The organism is Streptomyces sp. NPDC093510 (assembly GCF_040683555.1).
GTDB lineage: Bacteria > Actinomycetota > Actinomycetes > Streptomycetales > Streptomycetaceae > Streptomyces.
Window position 1 is genome coordinate 31,679 of the sequence record NZ_JBFBEE010000029.1, and the last position, 18,850, is coordinate 50,528.

The following is an 18,850-nucleotide window of genomic DNA, read 5'->3' on the forward strand; positions in this document are numbered from 1 at the left end:
GTCAGGCGCCGACATGGACGTGTGCCGCCCAGACGCTCGGGTATCCGTGCATGCGCCGCCGAGCATCGTGTACCGCCGAGTGCAGTGCGAGTGCGGCCGACTCGGCGGAGAGCCCTTCGTCGGTGCCGACTCCGCGGTAGAAGTCGCGAGTGATCCGGCCGACCGGGTGGTCGTCGACAGGCCATAGCGTGCCGACCACGTGCCGGTATCCCGCCAGATGGAACGCCGAGGTGATGTGGATGCCCTCGTCCGGGAGCAGCGCCGCACCCTGCGCGGTCGAACAAGCGGACAGATAGGCGACCTTGGCATCGGCGGGCCGAGCGGTGACGATGTCCGACACCCGCAGCGGCGCACTGTCGTGGTCATGCAGGACCAAGGCGCTGCGCGACGGATAGGCGGTGTCGGTCGTGGCGTGGCACGCGAAGTGCGCCCAACTGTGGTCCGCCAGAGCGGTGAGGACCCGGGTGCGAGTGGCAGCCTCCCGGATCAGCAGTGTCTTGGCCACCGGCAGGGCACCGAGGCGTGCGGTCTCCCGACGAGTGGCGGGGAGGACGGCATGCCCCGGCACGGCCGCCGTGGAGACGACGAGCAGCCGGTCGTGTCCCGGTGGTTGTGGGCGGCGGGAGTACGACAGGCTGCGCAGGGTGGGGCTGTAGGAGGACACCACACGGTCGAGTGCTCCGCCCGCGCCCGGGTGGCCGTGTGTGTCCTGCCGCTCCGCGGCGTGCAGCGGCAGGAAGGACAGCAGGCCGGTGGGGATCCACCACACCCGGGGGCGCCGGCCGGGATCGGGCATCGCGGGTATGTCTAGGTGACGCAGGACCGGCCCCGTCACCGCGTGCCACAGCCAGTCGAGTACACCCCGGATGTGCCGCTCCTCCCGTTTCCGTGCGTCACGGTCGGGGGTGTCCTCACCCTGGACGAACTCCAGCGCGGCGAGGAGGACAGACACCTGGGCGCGCACCGCCGCTGGCGTCGCGAGCGGCAGAGGGACGTGGGACGGGTGGTTGCCGTGGACGATCAGGGCGTCCGATCCCAGTTCGCTCAGGTTGACCAGGATCGCTGGCCCGGTGTCCGATGGCGGCACCAACTCGCTGAAGGAGGGCGGGTCGAGGAAGGTCTCGAAACCCGGCAGTGTGCGAATCGCCCCGAGGACCGTGCCGAACTCGCCAGCGAGATCCCTGCATTCCCGAACCGCAGTGCTGTCACCGCCGGTATGGCTCGAGTCGGGTACCGGGCTGTCCAGGCGGTGGCACACCTCGTGGAAACGGTCGGCCAGGGCGGTGTCGCGGCGGCGCAGGTCGGTGAGGTCGGTGCGGGCGTCCAGCGCCTGCCCGAGCAGGATGCCGCGTCCTTGCTCCAGCAGTCTCACCGCCTGTGGAAGGTCACAGAGACGAATGGCGCAGGCGGCGGCGTCCGAGGCGAGTGCGGTGTGTTCGGCCAGTTCCCGTTCCTGATCCTCCCTGGCCAGCTCCCTTGGGGCACGCAGGCCGAGCAGTCCGACGGCCAGTCGGAGGCCCGCGACCGCGGTTTCCCAGTCGCCGAGTTCGGCCGCGACACGCCCCCAGGCGGCACCCGCCGCCACCCGCACCCTGGTCTGCGCGGTCGGTATCCCAGCAGCCTCCCGGAAGGCGCTCACCGCAAGGGCCCCGTGGTGGGTCGGCGCCACCGGGTCGCCGAGCGTGGCCCGCTCGTACAGGACCCCGCCGAGATTGGACAGAAAGGCCGCACGCCGCGGGTGATCGACGGGGCCCATGTCCAGGGCCTGACGGAAGACCGCCGCGGACTCCTCGGCGTCGCCTGGATCCCGGCTCGACCGAAAGCGCGCCCGCAGCGCCGCACCGAGGTTGGACAGGTGCCCGGCCAGGCCCTGGCGGCCGGAACGGCACTCCCGAACGGCCCGCCGTCCGGCGGTGACGGACAGGTCGAGATCGGATACGTCCCCGGACTCGTCGAAACGCAGCCGGGCCGCCACGCTCAGATTGGCGAGCCGACCCGTCAGGGCGGGATCACCGACCTCGGTCTCCTCGATCGCCCCCTCCAACAACCGGACCGCGTCGTCGAGATCCTGGGGATCGCCGCTGATGCCGAACCGGGTCACATGTGCCGTACCGAGGTTGGCGAGCCTGGCCGGCAACGCCGGATCGTGAGGGTGCGTGGCCCGCACGGCGGCACCGCCCGTCTCGATGGCCGCACGCAGATCGGCGCTGTCACCGGTGGCCTCGCAGCGGATTTGCAACGCCGTTCCGAGGTTCGACAGGATGCTCGCCCGGGACGGATGCTCGTCGGGCGCGGCCTTCGACGCTCGACGGCCCAGGTCCACGGCCCGGTCCAGGGCGGAGGGTTCGTGGGTGCGCTCGAACCACGTCTGATGGGTGCCCGCGAGGTTCGACAGCACGGACGCGGCATCAGCGTACTGGTCCGGCATCGCGTCCACAGCCCGCTGCCCGAAGGCGGCGGCGCGCCGGACGTCCGCGAGGTCGCCGCTGGCCTCGAACCGCACCCGCAGACACAACCCGAGGTTGTTGAGTGTCACGACGCGCAGCACCGGATCGGTGTGCCCCTGCGCGTCCACGGCCTCACCCAGCCGTATCGCCTCGTCCAACGCGTCGCCGTCCCCCGTCCGTTCGGCCAGCACGCGCAATGAGTCGGCGAGGTTCATCATGGCCGCCGCCCGGTCCGGACGGCTCCCGCCACGGGCGTCGAGCGCCGCTCGTCCTGCCTCCGTCGCGCCCCGCAGGTCGGCGAGCGCCCCGGTCCAGGAGTAACGGGTCTTCAACGCCACGTCCAGCGCCGACAGCGCGGCCACACGCGTGTCCCTGGTGTCCGCGCAGCACCGCAGCAGTCCTACGGCGCGCGACAACAGAGGCTCATCACGCAGCCGACGGGCCTCCTCCAGAACGGCGACGCCCTCCTCATACAGCACGTGGGCCGTGTCCTCCGACCCTTCGCCCTTGTCAGACGCCATCCGACGCCCCTCTGGCTTTCCGCACCGGCTGTGCCGACCGGGAAGCGGTGCGTGTGTCCTGTGTGGTATCCAACTCGGCACATATGCATGCTCCTCATGGCTCCCGGCGCATGACCGGGCCCGAGCGACCACTGCCGACCGGCGCTCAGCATCCCGTGTGCATGTACGGCGCCCATACGGCGGGAGACTTGGCATAACGGGTGCGCAGGCCGTGCACGATGACGTGCAGGGCGCGGCTCGCATGGCGTACGTCGACGCCGGATCCGTAGCCGCGGATGGCGCTGTAGAACTGCTCCGTCAGCTTGACCGATGCCAGGTCGGCGGCTTCCCACAAGGCGCCGATCACCTGGGGGAAGCCAGCCACCTGAAAAGCCGACGCCAAGTGGATCGCTTCGTCGGGTAGCCGGTTGGTTCGGGCGGTGTGACAGGCGAGGAGCAGCGCGAGCCGCGCGTGTGGCAGTCGCTGCCGGGAGATCTCGGCGACGTTGAGCGGGCCGCCCGCGAGGGACAGCCGACTCGCGGCTGGATTCTCCGCATCGCTCACGCCATGACAGGCGAAATGCACCACAGCGGCCGCGGGCAGTTCGGCGAGTACCCGAGCCGGAGTCGCATCGGGGCCGTCCAGGATGCGCAGTGCCGTCAACGCCCTTGCCACCGAGGCCACTTCCCTGGCGGACGCCCCTGGGGCACCGCCGGCCCCGGTCGGTTGAGCCACAGCCAGGTAAGAGCCCCGCACTCCCTCGGGCACAGCGGCCTGACGGGCGTGGCGCAGCGCCCTGATGCTGGGGGTGTAGGAGGAGGCGACCCGGTCCAGAACCGATCGCTGCTGGGCGAGCTGGGCCTTGCGCTGGTACCCGGCGGCGTGCAGCGGGAGGTGGGCCAAGGGGCCGGAAGCGGACCACCACAGCCGGGGGATCGCCTGCCGGGGTGTGTCGTGGGGGAGCGGCGTGGTGAAACCCGCCGCGTCGAGGACCGGTTCGGCCACGGCGTCCCACAGCCACTCCAACGTGCGGAAGGTGACCTCGCGCGCCTGCTCCTGCTCGCGCGGTGAGTCCCGGTCCATGCCGACCGCGGCCAGGAACTCCTGCACCCTGTCGGCCACATTGCCTTCGGTCACATCGAGAGGCACGTGTCTGATGTCCCTCGACCTCACCACGAGCGCGTCGCAGCGCAGCGGGTCGACGTTGATCATGACGATCGGCCCCTCCGCCGCCTCGTCCCGCAACTGCCGTAGGGTCGGCGGCAGGAGGAACCGCTCGAACCCGGGATGTCCCCGGATGTCCGTCAACAGCTGCCGCCACTCCTCGGCCACGATGTGCTGTTCGCGCACCCGCGCGGACTCCTCACCCGCGCCGCCGCTCTCCGCGTGCAGCATCCGCTCGCTGGCAGCCGTGAATCGGGCGGCCGCCTCGGGGAAGGCCTCGGCCAGGTCCGAGACGTCGGTACGGGCTTCCAGGTCCTGAGCCATCAGTACGGCCCGGCCCTGTTCCAGTATCGTCAGCGCCTGCTCGGCCCGGCCCGCCGCGATGGCTACGGCGCATCCGGTACGGCCGAGGCTGGTCCCCGTGATCTGGTCAGGCAGACCCGCGGCACCCTGGCGAGGTGTGGCCGTGATGTAGGGACGGCCCTGCATCGCGGCGCGCAAGGCGTTTTGGCGATCGTTCCGGTCCAGAGCGCGGGACGTCAGCAGAGGAAGTACGTCCAGTGCGGTGGCGGCGGCGTCGGCGGCCTGTTCCCAGATGCGGTTCTCCACGGCGCGGACGAGTGCCAAACGGGCGTTCTCGAACCTCACGGTCGGTGGCAGCAGCTGCTCCGCTGCCGGATCCCACTGTGCCTGGGCCGACTCGAACGCGTCATTGTCCGCCCGTACATAGGCATCGGTGGCGAGCACGGCGCGGTGGACTTGGTCGAACGCCGGGCGCAGACGGCCCTGGAACGGCTCTGTGCCGAGGACGGCCGCCTGCTCCGGCAATGCCTGAAGGCACTGGTACGCGTCCTGCATGACATGTACCGCCTCCGCCGATCTGACCGGGTCGCGCAACAGTCCTGACAGGTCGGAGAGCGCGTGCGCGTAGGTAACCGAGCCGCTCAGCCAGGCGATCGAGCCCTCGGGCAGTCGCTCCCTGGCCCAGCGCAGGGCGCTCACGGCCCGTTCGACGGTCGCGCTGTGCTGGCACATCACGCCGTACATGTGTCTGTAGTTCTCCACCGTGCACACCAGGTCGATGTAGTGGGGGCTGCTCCGGGGCAGGTCCGCCAGCACTTCATCACCGCACCTGACGGCCCCCTCCAATTGCGTCGGATCATTGCTAAGGGTGTAGCCGATGGCCATGACATGGACCAGTACGGAAGCCATCCAGCCGCGTCCATCGTCCGGGCCGGGTTGCGCGAGCCGGGCGCGCAACTGCTCCTCGGCAAGTGCGAGCATGCGCGGATCCAGTGGAGTACCGTCGGCCGCCACCATGCTGCGCCACACGGCCGCCGCGTCTGGCGGTAGATCGGCGAGCGGCGGCGCCGAGGTCCCGTACGGCTGGGTGGCCGGTCCGGTAGCCGGATGCGGGCCCGGGGCGGGAACGGCGTCCGGACCGGGAGGCCACGCGGGCTCCGCGACCGGTGAAGTCATCGCGGAGAACGGGGAACCCTGGCTTTCGGCGTCCCACTCCGTCCCCGGCTGTGTGCCCGATCCGGGGGACGCGTAGCCGGGCGGCGCCAGCGGAGCGTCCAGCTGCAACGGGGGAAGTTCCGTCAGCACACCACCCACCAGGGGCTTCAGGTCGCCGATGAGCCCACTCGCGTTGAACGGGAAGGTGCGCATCAGCTGAACCAGCTTGGCCGCGCCTTTCCGCTTGAGCGCGATGTGCGGAAGCAGGGGGTGACCGGTGGGTAACTCGCCCTCCAGCGCGGCCCACAGCTCGTCCGACCGCATTACATCCTGCGGAGACCACGCCAGGAAGCCCCGGGCACTCAGCATGGACGCCATGTTGACGCTGTACATGCCGCGGTCGTCCGGAGGCCCTTCGGTCCGGAACGCCTCAAGGTGTTCGATTGCCTCCTCGACGGTCGCCAGGTCGGGATGGTCGGCCGCCGCCGACATCAGGGCGATCGCCAGGACGAAGTGCCCGGTGGCGGCTTCGTACCGGTCGTAGGGGGCGCCGTGGCCCCGGGTGCGATGCACGGCTTCCACGGCGAGGCGTCCCGCGCGGACCGCGGTCTCGACCGCCGAACGGTCCTGCAGGTGCAGGCGGAACCAGGAGACGCCGGCGTAGGCGGCCGTACGCCCGGCCGCCGCCGCCTCGATGTGGTCCGGCGTGACGGCGGAGAGCGCGGCACGCGCTCGTGCCCAGGCGTCCGTGAGCTGCGCGGTGTTCCCGGACTCGTAGCGCTGGTACGCGGCCTGCGCGAGCCGGACCAGCAGCGTGGCCCGACCGAGGTCGTCCTGTGGCAGTCCGGCGACGAGGCGCTCGGCCTCGCGTTCGATGGGCGAAGGCGCCTCGAAGTGGCGGGGCGGCGGCAGATCCGGGTACGTGGCCGCGACAGCCACCGGATCGCCCGCCGCGCGGTTCTGGGTCTGTGCGGCAAGACGGTGACGTACTTCCTGGGACAGCCGATAGTCCCCGTACAGGGCGGAGAGGGTGTGTTCCGCCAGCCACAGATGCAGCGTCCACCGGGCGCGCTCGGGATGGTCGTGGGCGCCCGTGTCCAATGCCAGCCCCATCAGCGCGGCCGCGGCCGCCGCCGCACCCTTGCCGTCCCCGTTCCACGAAGCACGCAGCAGCCCTGCGGTCGGCACCAGCCAACTGCGAGGGTCGTCAGTCGCGGATGCCAGCGCTCGGTTCACCTCCGACGAGCGGCTCACATCGAAACGGGCCAGCATCCGATTCACGACCACGTCCACGTCCGGCATGCACTCCAGTCTGCTCGTTCCGCCTACCGGAAGCACCCAGTTGACGGTATGTGACACAGATTGACTTCTACAGGAGATCCATCGGCTGTGACCGTTCGCTTGTGTCGACAGTGAGTACGGCAGCAACTCGGTGGAGGTATAGGTGGGTTTGCGGGTTGGTGCCGCGTTACCAGGCGACGACAACGATAGACCGAGAGATCCGATCTGCATAGGTTTGCCGCTTGCTGTTCCGTAGAGGTCGAAATATTCCGACTATGGAGCAGCCGTCGATTAATTGCGCCATCAGGCGCAGGAGTGATCGACTGAAACCTATTGGTTGAAAGGTGTCAGCGTCTACGACTCGGATGTGCACCATGCGCCTGCCGCGCGTCTGGCCAGTCCTGCCGATCTCATGGGCCATTTTGAAGATTCCGACAATATTTCCTACCAACCCCAACGATGCGATCACCCTGGTGATCGAGTGGCTCGCATTTTGGACGATGAAGGTCAAAATGAGAGTCGACGCGGGGGAGCCCACGATCGAAAACACTGAATCGGCTATCCGAGCCTTCAGTCGGGAACCCCAACTTGCGTATTGCAGGGCGGGGTAGGGTGCGTTGAATCCAGGATTCCGGCTCATTTTCAACCTGCCTGCTAGGCGAGGCGCTCTCGCATTTCCACTGTCGACGCCCACTGCTGTGGGGATCTCGCCACGCGTGGCGAAGCTATGCGGCGCGTCGATGGCGCCCGATCCGTATGAAAACCGAGGTCACTGACTGTGGACCCCTTTGTACGCGAGCGGGAGCAGTTGGAACCCGCTAGCCACGGCGCATGGCAGCAGAAGGGGGGCGTAGTCGGCGCATTCGGCGATGTCGTTACCCATCCGCATCACCCGTCTCGGTTCCGTGTCCGATCAGAGGCGGCCAGGATTTAGTCCTACGGATCTTGCAACCGTCGTGGTCTCGAGCCGTGGGCATGGCCATGTGGCGGGAGGATTCGACGAACGCGGAGTGGGTCCGGCTCAAGTCGCATCTGCCGAAACCCTGACAGCTCCTAACTGGGAGTTTCGCCCTGCCTGATGCAGTTGCGTGATGGTTTTTTGGGGGGCCTGAAGTGAGAGGCGGGCCACCAGTTCGCTGTGAGGCGCCGGAGGGCTGTTTGATCCCGATGCCTCCTGCCTGAGAACCCCGACCCGCTTGTTGGTCTTTGACCGCTGGTCGGGGTGGTCACCTCGCAGTGCACCTGAGAGGCGCATCCACGGCACCTTGCGAGGGGGGCTCACCAGACACGACGATGCCCGTCGAGCACATTGCCCCGGTGGCTACGGTGCCGGCGGCAGGCCCTGACCTCCCCGAACACGGCCTTGTGCAACACGCTTTAAAGGGTGTTGCACAAGGCTGGGAACTGGGCATCTCCCGTGTATGGCTGGGGTGTTGAGTGCTGAACGGGTGTGGGTGGAGACGTTCACCGGGCTGCGGGTGATGCAGTTTGCGCGGCTGCTGAAGGCGGTGCGGGAGCGCGGTGGCAACGGCACGATGCAGGGTCGGCCGTGGAGCCTGCCGCTGGCAGAACGGGTGCTGCTCGTCGCGGTGTACTACCGGACGAATCTGACCATGCGGCAGCTGGGGCCCCTGTTCGGAGTGTCCTCGTCCACTGTGTGTCGGGTCATTCAACGTCTTGGACCGCTGCTGGCGCTCGAGCCTGTGGGGCGTCCGGCAGATGCCGCGGACCGGTTGTGGATCGTGGACGGCACCCTGGTCCCGGTCCGTGACCGGCACCTCGGTTCCTCCAGCCGCAACTACCGGTTCTCCGCGAACGTGCAGGTCATCGTGGACGCCGACACCCGCCTCGTGATCGCAGCGGCCCGGCCGGTGCCGGGCACCACGGCGGATGCCCACGCCTGGCGGGCCTCCGGCCTGGCCGAGCGCTGCCAGGACGTGACTGTTCTGGGCGATGGCGCCTACCTCAACTGCGGCATGGTCGTGCCACACCGCAAACGCCCCCGACGCGAGCTGCTGCCGGGCGAGGAAGCAGACAACGCCGCGCACCGCACGGTCCGCGCGCGGGTGGAGCATGTGATCGGCCGCATGAAGAACTACAAGATCCTCCGCGATTGCCGGCAACACGGCGACGGCCTCCACCACGCCGTCCAAGCCGTCGCCCACATGCACAACCTCGCGCTCGCATCATGACCAGAAGACTGCGCTCACACACCTGACCTGCCCGAACACGGCCTTGTGCAACACCCTTTAAACGATGAGGACGGAGAGCAAATTGTCTTGGCATCGACTGCCACAGTGATCATGGCCCGGGTAGCGTCGTGGGGCAGTGACGCGAGTGAGGGGAGAGTCCACGTGGCGTTGGTTCATCGCGACGAGTTCACGGTCCTGGTTGAGCGGTTCTTGCTCTGGTTGCAGGATGCCGACGAGGACATCATCGACGACTGGCCTGAGGGTGAGGGAGGGCTGGTCGTGGGAGAGCACGGGCGGGTGGACATCAGAACAGGCGGTCACACCCATTGGGCCGCGTTCACGGTCGAAGTCTGGGACTCACCGCCTGCGCCGGATCAAAGTGCGCCGTGGGAGGCGACGGGGGAAGCGGAGCTGGACTCTTCCTCGGGGCAGCTGCAGTTCCACACGGCAGGCGGTCCGGACGAGCATGACATCAACCTTGGTGTGACGGGACGGCGGTGGCGGCTGAGGGCTCATGTAGTGGGGCAGGAAGCAGTCGCTCCTCTCGCCGAGCAGGGCGTACCGAAAGGCGTGGAGCGGTTCCTGCTGCAGTTCTGGCCAGTGTGATGCCGCTGTGGGCGGATGGCCTCCGTCCACAGCGGCATCACATCAGGACACCTTGATCATGAATCCGTCGTCGGGCCCGTCAATGATGCGGTTCTTGGAGTAGAAGCCGCTCATAATATTTCCGCCGGCTCCGTTGTCTTCCTTGGGGATGGGCCGGGCGGAGAAGTTCTTCTTGGGTGCTTTGCCTTGCGGATCGTACTTTTTGAGTGCTTGGGCAGCACCCTCGTAGGTGGTGGAGAAGGGGAACTCATCGCACTGCTTCTTCCCGCCCTCCGCGTAGCCGGCCCCCCACTCGGCCTTGCACACCTTGATCGCCTCCCTGCGGTTGGCGTCGCGGCGTTCTTTGTCGTGAAACAGGCGGGTGAGGGGGCGGCTGGCGGTGCGGCCAGGGATGTCCTTCTTGGTGTTTGCTGGCTCAGTTTTCGTCGGCTTGGTGTAGGCGTCCTTGATGTGCTGGGCCGCGAGTCGCTCCTTGGCTCCGGGCTTGGTGCTGAAGGGCATCGCTACCGCGTAACTGAACGAGGCTCCGCCGTCGGCCCTGGATCCGGCCAAGTAGCTTGCCTTGTCCCAGCGCGGAGCCAGGAAGAACGGTGTGGCGCGCGTCGGCCCTTTCACCTGCCAGCCGGCGGGGTACTTCACCGTGAGGTCGGGCTGGAAGATGGTGAACAGGGCGTCATCGCGCCCAGAGCCCGTACCGGTCTTGCCGGTGAGGTTGTGGGAGAACCCTGGTTCGGGCTGTGCGGCGAGAGTCGCCCAGCTCTGCGCGGAGGGGAAATCCCCGCCCTGACTGATCTGGGCGCTGGCCGGCCAGGTCTGGGGCAGCGATACCTTCGGTGTGATGATCATTGCGGGTGCCCCGGTTTGCCCGACGGCCTCGAACCGGTAGTAGTGGCGGAAGTTCACCGTCCGGCTTCCCTCGGCGATGGTGCCCACCGACAGGAAGGCTATCTGACTCTCGCCGGACGGCCGGTCGTTGATGGACCAGACCGAGTTGAGGGTGGAGCCCGAGCACACCGCGAACCGGGACTTGATGTAGAACTTCTCGTGCGTTTCCAGGCCCTTGAGGCATTCCTTCTTGGTCATGGTCCGCGGCGGGTCCGGGTAGGGGGGTGCCGCTGCCTGCCGGGCCGGGCCGCTGGACGTAGGCAGCGGTGCGGTCGAGGACGGAGTTTTCGACTTCGGTGCCCACCGCCCGGCGGGCCCGAGAGTTTCCAGGGCGGCGTGAGGCTGCGTCAGCTCCGCCGTGTTCGCCGAAGTGGCACGTGACGCGGCGGCACCCTCCCCGAGGCCCTCAAGGGTCGGCCGTGGAGCACCGGCCGGCCCGATAGTGGTGACGACCTCCATCTGAGGGGCAGGCTCGTCGAGCGCCTGGGAGGAAGCCGGAAGCGCCACCGATATCAGGACCGCAGCGATCGAAACCGCGGCCCAACGTCTACGGAACGGTAATGGGCGACTTGCTGTCTGCATCTGTTCTCACAAGGTCGTGGTCGGTCTGTCACCGAACGTGTTCGGAGGCGAACCCACATGATCATTAAGGCAAAAGCGATGTCAACACCCTTTCAGGACAGGAGCGTTGCAATCGGTGCACCCGGGGCAGTCAGCGGGAGAAGCATGTGCCGCGGCGTGTGAGATGAACCTGAAACTGTCCCCGGGACACCGGCCTCGTGCCGACGGTCGGGTCACTCTTCCTGACCCTGTTTCACCGGGCCACCGGGTCAAGCAGTAGTGGTTCTGCCTCAGGTTTTGTGGTGCCGCCACGCGCGGTTGACTAGATACTTTTCAACCAGCGGGACGAATACGGGTCTCTTGCCGCAGCCCACGACGGACGGCTGTACTGGTAGCTGGTGGTGGCGCTTGGGCCAAGACGGGGATGCCCGTGATCATCGGCCTTTCCGGCATAATCACACATCCTGGACGTAGTGCTGTTCGGTATCCCCGTTGCAGAAACGCGGATGAGGAACGGCTATTTCTGCCCCACGGGCACCACACTGGTCCTGACCTGCGGCGTTGAGGAAGAAGAACACCTACTGATACCGGGATCCGTCGGGCGCCGAGGGCGGTTCGGGTGGAGTGTCACCCGGGCGAGGGCAAAGGTCGTACCGGCGGACCGTGCCAGGCGATGCCGGACACGACCAGCGCGAGATCTACTGGCGCCTTGTCAGCATTAACACCCCGAACCCGGCAGGCTCGGCAGAGCCGGATCATGACGCCGGCCGGTCACCCTCCGAGGCGCCGGAATCGAGCGACGTGGCCGCAACCAGACGCTCGACGAACGTCTTGAAGTCCGCGGCCAGCGGGAGCTCCGTGTCGTCGTCCACGTCGAACCACGTCACCGACGGCTCCCCGTGCTTTCCGCACCTGCGGTAGTCGAGAGCGATCCAGCAGTGACCATCACCGGACAACAGAACCAGCGGGGACGGAAGACCGCATTCCTCGACCAGATATGCCGTGTCCAGCAAAGACAACTGGCCCTTGTGACGGCCGATGCCCATCATGTCGTCGCGAGCCGAGCGGCTCCGCGGCGAGGAGACGCGGCCGCCGGCCTTTGGACCGGCTCATCGAGCAGGGCATCGGCGTCGAGAAACGCCCGGTGCACGTGGGCGACTGCGGCATGGATCCGGCCCCGCCGAGGAGTCGCAGCGCCACGCACGAGCAGGCGGAAGCCACGGTGGATAACAACCGGCCTGCACTGCTGTTCACGGATGACGCCGGGGTCCGCTGGCAACGGGATTCCTGTATGAAGCTTGAGGAAGTCATCGAGGGCGGTCCTGATCACGGAGGCGCCGTCCGGAGCTATCGCGCGCAGCGCGGTGTGAGCGTCCCGGCTCCGCTCCCGCCCGGCGGCGACCGCGGCCTCCACATCGTCGTTGAACCGTTCGCCGACGACCGCGCCGAGTTCGATGGCCGACCATGAGGCTTCGACCGCAGTGTCGGTCAGCTCGGAGTCGGTCGTCACGGCCATCGTCTTGTGAGCAGCACAATGTAACCGCTCCGATAGTGGCTCGCACGGCTCCGGCCGGCTCTTCGAAGGGGTCTCATCGGACCTGGTCTCGAGCTGATCGGCGCCCTTCACCAAGTTCCTTCACCTCCAGTTTGCGTCACCGTGGATTTCCTGCCGCAGTAGATTCCCGACCTCGTCCACCACATTTGTGCCTTTCTCTGCGCCCAGCAGGCTGCCCAGGACTCGTGGCAGGCCGGTCAATTGGACGGCACGGGAAGCATGAAAAGGAATCCCTATCGCTATACAGGAATTTCCTAATCGACTGGAGCTGAAGATGTAAGTAATGTCTGATCGCGGTAGAGGCGCCCTGTGGCGATTGCGGACTGTACTGACGCGTTGCCAAGTCGCGCCTGAATTCAGACTAAAAGGAGTGTCGTGCCGGAGAATATGCCTTACCGTCGCCGCTTTGCTGCAGGAGTTGCCACTCTTGTCGCCGCAGCCATGATTGGTACCGCCGCCTCCGGGTCGGCCGCTGCCGCCGATCGAACGCGAGAGAATACGCCGCAGGCGGCAGCAACTGTTGATGCGCTGCAGAGTCTGCAGGATGCCGTAATCCGTATCGAGACGCGGAAGTCAACCGGAGATGCACCCTCTGCCCTCATTCGCTCCGGTCGCCTTGATGGCGTCAGCGACGAGGAGGGAATGGCTGCACTCCAGCAAGCGTTCGACATTATTGGTTCAATTCCTGAGTCACTCATTCAGCGCGTCGAGGCCGGTGACCATGGGGCGCAGCAGGAGTTGGCGGATTTTCTTAACCAGGCCGCTAGTGCGGAACCCGCAGCGCGGGGATGGTTCCAGTGCGCGGCTGGGGTGGCAAAGTTTGCTGCTGAGAACGCGATCGGAGTCGCCAAGGTCTACAAGATCGTCAAGGGGGGTAAAAAGGTACTCAAAGCTGTTTGGGCTTGGATAAAGCACAAGAAGCGCCCCACCGGCATCGACGAGGACATTGTTAACCTCATAGTCAACTCCACGGGACTCCCCGCACTGGCAGAGGCGTGCTTGTAGGTAACGAAGGGAAGTGGGCGCCGTGAAAAGCGATGAAGAACGTCGCGTTGCTGACTCAGATGATGAGCTCGGGGCCATAGGGGGAGGCGCTCTTTATACTGCCATGTTCCTTCTGGTGGCCTATATACCCGGCACCCTTATTGGTGAATGCGTCGGAAATCGCGGTTTGCCCACCTCCCCTTGGATAATCGCGCCGGCCGTGGCGCTGATTATCAGCGTCATGCTTCGGTTCGAGACGTACCTTGAAGGGCTGTCTTGGTGGTCTCGAGTGGAGTATGTGTGGGGAGGTCTCCTGCTCGGCCAAAGCTTCGTACTCCCCATCGTCCTCTCCGTGGTGTGGCCTAACTCCGTCTGGCCGTGGCTGCCGCCAGCGGTCCCAACATTCTTGTCCCTCGTGCCGATCTCATTCGCTATCTGGTGTATCAAGCGTTGGCACCGGCATCTCTGGAAAACCCAGCGGCCACAGTTGGGGCCGTATCGGCCTGTTCCGCGGATCAGTGATCCAGATTCCAAGGATATTTAGAAGCCGTTATCGGAACCGCTATTCCGGCTCGCCTGGTGAACAGCGGCCCCGCCGCGACAGGGGTGTGGCGGGGCCAGCTAGCGTTCAGCCCTCCCAGGACATTTCGGAGGCCGCTGCCAGTCCGGCGAGAACTCTGTATCACTCATGATGTCCCCCCCTGCTCTCTCGGACTGGTCATACGCAGGGGGTTCGGCGACTACGCAGCCTGCCGTGCCCGCCGGGTGACCGGCGAGCGCGCCGAGGCCGCCCTCGCCTACTGGCGCGACCTGCTCGCCGACACCCCCGACCCTGGTGTGCCGTGGGGAAGTCACCCGAGCCCAGCCAACGGCCCCGCCGGGCAAGGGTGCTACGTGATCGTCGACGCCAATGACGGTTTCAGCGCCGCGCCAGTATGTCCTCACCGTGGTGGTAACGGGCCAGGCTCTAAGGGCGCAGGCTGGCCGCTGCCGCATGGTTGCGGGGCTTCAGCGACCCGCTTCGTTTCCGTCGACTGGGTCCGGCTCGCGAAGGTGGGCGAGGTCGAGGACGTAGTGCTCGCCCGCTGGGCACTGCGCGAAGTAGTCACGGGTCTGTTCGAGGGTCCAGTCCTCGGTGTCCAGGTCGAAATAGCTGTCGTAGTAGTCGCCTGCGGCTTGTCGGCCGCGCCACCAGGCGTGGCCCTCATACACGCCGGGGCGGGGCAGGTTCGTCTCGCCGGCGGGGCCGAACTCGAGCTCGTTGACGACGAGGGTGCCAGTGCCTGACTCGATGGTGATCGGTACGTGGCCTTCGGCGTCGGCGGGCAGTTGGGGGACGGTGTCCCAGATGCCGATGCTGACCTGGGCTTTGATGGCGGGCTGGAGGCTGACCAAGTGGAGGTGGTGGCGCTCTCCGGCTACGACCTGTTCTTCGGCGGTGTGCAGGGTTGCTGTGCCGTCGAGGTAGGTGTCGGCGTCGTACACCTCCAGGACGCGGCGGCCTGGTGTGGCCGTGCAGGTGTACTCGTGAAGGAGCGGCATGGCATTTCCCGGCTAAGACTTGTCCCGCAAATGATCTCTGGGGTGTCCGGAGTGCGGCCGGCCGCCATCGGAACGTGCCATCTACCCGGCGAGGGTGAGGTTGTGCAGTCGGGCGATGCCGAGCATGGCGTGGTGAACTCCGTCGCCTTTGAGGCGGCAGTCGCGGAGGATCTTCCAGCTCTTCATGCGGGCGAAGGCGTGTTCGACGCGGGCGCGGACTCGCCGGTGTGAGTGGTTGTGTTCTTCTTTCCAGTCCGGGAGTTCGGGCTGGCCTTGTTCGCGGCGATGCGGGATGACCAGGCCGGTGCCGCGGTAGCCGCCGTCGGCGATCACTATGGCATTACCGACGGCGGCTTTTGCCCCGGAGATCTCCCATGCCTTGCAGTCATTGCGGTTGCCGGGCACGGGTCGGCCGACGGTGACGATGAGGCGGGAGTCGGCGTCGATGACGACCTGGTGGTTGGTGGAGTAGCGGTAGTTTTTCGACTGCTCGGCGACCGTGTGGTCTCGGGTGGGCACCAAGGTGCCGTCCACGATCAGCACGGTGTCCTTGGGGAACCGCTGGCGTGGTGGGAGGGCAAGCTGAGGGCCGATGTGGTTGATGATGCGGGCGGCCGCAGACTTTGAGATTCCGAAGAGCGGGGCCAGTTGGCGCATGGTCAGGTTGGTGCGCCAGTACGCGGCCACCAGCAGCACACGGCCTTCCAGTGGAAGACTCCACGGCCGTCCGCGCCGGATCACGTCGGCCCCTTCCCTGCGGAGGGCGGCCACGAGCTGATGGAAACTGCGCGGGCTGAGCCCGGTGAACGGGGTTATCCAGGACGGCTCACACGGCGCGATCACAGCAGTCACAGCGCGATCATGCCGCTGTTTCGTGCGGCTCATGCTGCCGTTGACGTCATGGAGCATCCGGGCGCTGAGGGCGTCCTGGCTTGAGCTTGGCCGCGTCAGTGGCCGGTGTGCGGGGTGCGCGTGGTTCCTCCTCAACGCCGCAGTTCAGTCCGGTACAGCTTGCTGGCCTGGCGCCCGGCAAGGCACCTGAGAGACCGACAGCCGGGGAAGGGAAACACTCGCTTTGGGCAAGGGTGCTGTGTACGGGTCGCCACGGCGCTACGGTCTGAGACAGCACGGCTTTCGACGTCAGGCCGTCGGTCTGCAACGGGCGAGTGTTGGGGGGATGAGATGCTGCCTGAGGCGTTGATGGCACTGGCCGCGGCGGGTGGCGCCGCGGTGGTACAGGCGGCGGGAAGCGATGCGTGGGAGGGGCTGCGCAATCGGCTGGCGCGGTGGTTCGGCCGTGGTGATGCGGAGCGTGAACGCGGGGAGCTGGAGCGGCTGGAGCGCAGCGCGGAGGAACTCGCCGCCGCCGACGCCGAGAGCGCCGGGCGGATCAGGGCGCGGCAGGAAGCCGTATGGCAGACCCGTATCGAGACCCTGCTGGAAGACCTGGCCGACGATGAGCAGCGCGCCCAGGCCGCCGGGCAGCTGCGGCAGTTGCTGGAGCAGACCGTGCCCCAGGCCGGGGGTGGGGGCGGGACGGTGTCGGGGAACACCTTCGAAGGCCCGACCGCCGTCCAGACCGGCAGCCACAACCGGCAGGATGTCCGTTTCGGCTCCCGGCATGACCCCTCCTGAACCGGGGACACCGGGCAGCGGCGTGCACCACAGCGCCTTCCACGCTCCCGCCGCCATCCAGACCGGGCCCTTTGGCACCCAGAACGTCCAGTTCGTCTACCAGTGGAAGCCCGCCTACCGGATCGAGGACTTCCCCGCCGCGCCCCGCCCGGTGCGCGCCCGGGTACTGGCGGAGCAGCCCTCCAGGCTGCTGCGGGCCGCACATCAGGTGGTGCCCTTCACCGGCCGCGACGCCGACCTGGAGGCGCTGGCGACCTGGCGCGACGACGTGGTGGAGAAGTTCGCCATCCTGCTGGTGCACGGTTCCGGTGGGCAGGGCAAGTCCCGCCTGGCCGCTCACTTCGCCGAGTTGAGCCGCACAGCCGGGTGGACGGTGTGGCAGGCCATCGTCAACGAAACCGGCGCCGATCCCATCAGCACCAGCCCGCCCCCCGAAGCAGGGACCGGATGCCTGCTGGTCGTCGACTACGCCGAACGCTGGCCCACACCGGACCTGTACCGGCTCCTGCAGGAGCCTTTGTGGCACCACGTGGGTGTTCCGGTACGCATCCTGCTGCTGGCCCGGCCCGCAGGAACCTGGTGGGAGAGCCTGGAAACCTGGATCGGCGATCACCTCGACGTCACCGCCCAGACCCGCCTCCTGCCACCGCTGGCCGATGCCCCGCAGGCCCGCGCCGACCTGTTCCACCAGGCCCGGGACCGCTTCGCCGACCACCTCGGCCTACCCGCCGAGCAAGCCAGTCATATCGGCCCGCCGCCGGATCTGGACACGGACGAGGACTACGCCCAGGTCCTGACCATCCACATCGCCGCCCTGGCCGCTGTCGACGCCGCACTCCACCACGCCCCCGCCCCCACCGAGCCCGCCCGCGCCTCGGCCTACCTCCTCAAACGCGAACGCGCCCACTGGAATGCCCTGCACCAGCGCCCCGTCCGCCGGCTGGCCACCCCACCCGAGGCGATGGGCCGCACCGTGCTGACCGCCCTCCTCACCCGTCCGCTGGCCCGGAGCCACGGCTGGCGGGCCCTGCAGCAGATCGGTCTCGCCGATTCCACCGCCGACGCCAACACCCTCCTGGACGACCACCAGTACTGCTATCCCCCAGCCCGCGCGGCCACAGTGCTGGAACCGCTCTACCCCGACCGCCTCGCCGAGGACTTCCTCGGCCTGACCACCCCGGCCAGCCCCGACGATCCCGGCACACCCCACCCGGCCCCCGGGACCGCCGTCGACGACTGGGCCCACCAGGCCACCCAACGCCTCCTCACCACCACAACAGCCACAGAAGCCGCGGAAACCGATGCGCCCGCGCCGTGGACCCGCGACACCCTGACCATGCTGATCGAAACCGCCCGCCGCTGGCCTCACATCGCCACAGGCCAGCTCTACCCCCTCCTCACAGCCCACCCCGCACTCGCCCTGCACGCCGGCGGCACCGCCCTCGCCACCCTGGCCGGCCTCAAGGAGCTCGACCTCACCGTCCTGGAAGCCATCGAAGCCCGCCTCCCCACCACCCGGCACACCGACCTCGACGTGGGCATCGCCGCCATCACCCTGCGCCTGGCCCAGCACCGCCTGGCCACCACCCAGGACCCGCTCACCCACGCCCGCACCAACGACCAGCTCTCGGTACGCCAGTCCTACGCCGGACTCCGCCACGAAGCCCTGGCTACCGCCCAAGACGCGCTACGAGCCTGGCGCCACCTCACCCCGACCAACCCCGCCTACGAACCCGACCTCGCCACCTCGCTGTCCAACCTCGGTATGTACCTGTCGGGGGTGGGGCGGCGGGAGGAGGCACTGACCGCCGCCCAGGAGGCGGTGGACATCCGGCGTCGGCTGGCCCGGGGTAACCCCGCCGCCTACGAACCCGACCTCGCCACCTCGCTGTCCAACCTCGGCACCTTGCTGTCGGGGGTGGGGCGGCGGGAGGAGGCACTGACCGCCGCCCAGGAGGCGGTGGACATCTTCCGTCGGCTGGCCCGGGGCAACTCGGCCGCCCATGAACCCGACCTCGCCACCTCGCTGTCCAACCTCG

General features: G+C 67.6%; 13 protein-coding genes. 5 read left to right on the forward strand and 8 right to left on the reverse strand.

Annotated features, from left to right (window positions below; translation table 11 throughout):
- Position 1: 1 nt before the first annotated feature.
- The 3 genes from AB0N81_RS34410 to AB0N81_RS34420 form a co-directional block, all read right to left on the reverse strand.
- On the reverse strand, positions 2-2,968 hold the full coding sequence (locus tag AB0N81_RS34410) for a CHAT domain-containing protein (RefSeq protein WP_365365423.1): 2,967 nt from the start codon (positions 2,966-2,968) through the stop codon (positions 2-4).
- A 145-nt stretch (positions 2,969-3,113) separates the two neighbouring features.
- Positions 3,114-6,872: a CHAT domain-containing protein gene (locus tag AB0N81_RS34415; protein ID WP_365365425.1), complete on the reverse strand. Its 3,759-nt coding sequence runs from the start codon at positions 6,870-6,872 to the stop codon at positions 3,114-3,116.
- Positions 6,873-7,038: 166 nt separating this feature from the next.
- Positions 7,039-7,491 carry an RDD family protein gene (locus AB0N81_RS34420; RefSeq protein WP_365365427.1) on the reverse strand — a complete coding sequence of 151 codons (453 nt, stop codon included), beginning with the start codon at positions 7,489-7,491 and terminating at the stop codon, positions 7,039-7,041.
- Between the two features lie 781 nt (positions 7,492-8,272).
- Between AB0N81_RS34420 and AB0N81_RS34425 the strand changes: the two genes are divergently transcribed.
- Both AB0N81_RS34425 and AB0N81_RS34430 read left to right on the forward strand, forming a co-directional pair.
- Positions 8,273-9,043, forward strand: a complete 771-nt coding sequence (locus tag AB0N81_RS34425) for a transposase family protein (RefSeq protein ID WP_365365429.1) — start codon at positions 8,273-8,275, stop codon at positions 9,041-9,043.
- A 162-nt stretch (positions 9,044-9,205) separates the two neighbouring features.
- Positions 9,206-9,649, forward strand: coding sequence for a hypothetical protein (locus tag AB0N81_RS34430; RefSeq protein ID WP_365365431.1), 444 nt, complete (start codon positions 9,206-9,208; stop codon positions 9,647-9,649).
- A 42-nt stretch (positions 9,650-9,691) separates the two neighbouring features.
- Here AB0N81_RS34430 and AB0N81_RS34435 read toward each other — a convergent pair whose 3' ends face one another.
- The 3 genes from AB0N81_RS34435 to AB0N81_RS34445 all read right to left on the reverse strand — a co-directional run bounded on the left by AB0N81_RS34435 (position 9,692) and on the right by AB0N81_RS34445 (position 12,605).
- Positions 9,692-10,732, reverse strand: a complete 1,041-nt coding sequence (locus tag AB0N81_RS34435) for a hypothetical protein (RefSeq protein WP_365365433.1) — start codon at positions 10,730-10,732, stop codon at positions 9,692-9,694.
- Positions 10,733-11,850: 1,118 nt separating this feature from the next.
- Positions 11,851-11,982 (reverse strand): hypothetical protein, encoded by a 132-nt coding sequence (locus tag AB0N81_RS34440; protein ID WP_365365435.1) that lies wholly within the window; start codon positions 11,980-11,982, stop codon positions 11,851-11,853.
- 158 nt (positions 11,983-12,140) lie between these two features.
- Positions 12,141-12,605 (reverse strand): hypothetical protein, encoded by a 465-nt coding sequence (locus AB0N81_RS34445; RefSeq protein WP_365365437.1) that lies wholly within the window; start codon positions 12,603-12,605, stop codon positions 12,141-12,143.
- 420 nt (positions 12,606-13,025) lie between these two features.
- Here AB0N81_RS34445 and AB0N81_RS34450 point away from each other — a divergent pair, with 420 nt between their 5' ends.
- Complete coding sequence (locus AB0N81_RS34450; protein ID WP_365365439.1) at positions 13,026-13,655, forward strand: hypothetical protein; 630 nt, start codon at positions 13,026-13,028, stop codon at positions 13,653-13,655.
- A 987-nt stretch (positions 13,656-14,642) separates the two neighbouring features.
- Here AB0N81_RS34450 and AB0N81_RS34455 read toward each other — a convergent pair.
- The gene (locus tag AB0N81_RS34455) at positions 14,643-15,176 is read right to left on the reverse strand and encodes a hypothetical protein (protein WP_365365441.1); all 534 of its coding nucleotides are present in this window, start codon (positions 15,174-15,176) and stop codon (positions 14,643-14,645) included.
- Positions 15,177-15,257: 81 nt separating this feature from the next.
- Positions 15,258-16,061 carry a transposase gene (locus AB0N81_RS34460; protein ID WP_365365577.1) on the reverse strand — a complete coding sequence of 268 codons (804 nt, stop codon included), beginning with the start codon at positions 16,059-16,061 and terminating at the stop codon, positions 15,258-15,260.
- Between the two features lie 297 nt (positions 16,062-16,358).
- On the opposite strand from AB0N81_RS34460, the gene AB0N81_RS34465 reads away from it, so the two are divergent.
- The gene (locus AB0N81_RS34465) at positions 16,359-16,811 is read left to right on the forward strand and encodes a hypothetical protein (RefSeq protein WP_365365443.1); all 453 of its coding nucleotides are present in this window, start codon (positions 16,359-16,361) and stop codon (positions 16,809-16,811) included.
- Positions 16,798-18,850 (forward strand): tetratricopeptide repeat protein (locus AB0N81_RS34470; RefSeq protein ID WP_365365445.1); only part of this gene is annotated, 2,053 nt, incomplete at its 3' end. The genes AB0N81_RS34465 and AB0N81_RS34470, both read left to right, overlap by 14 nt.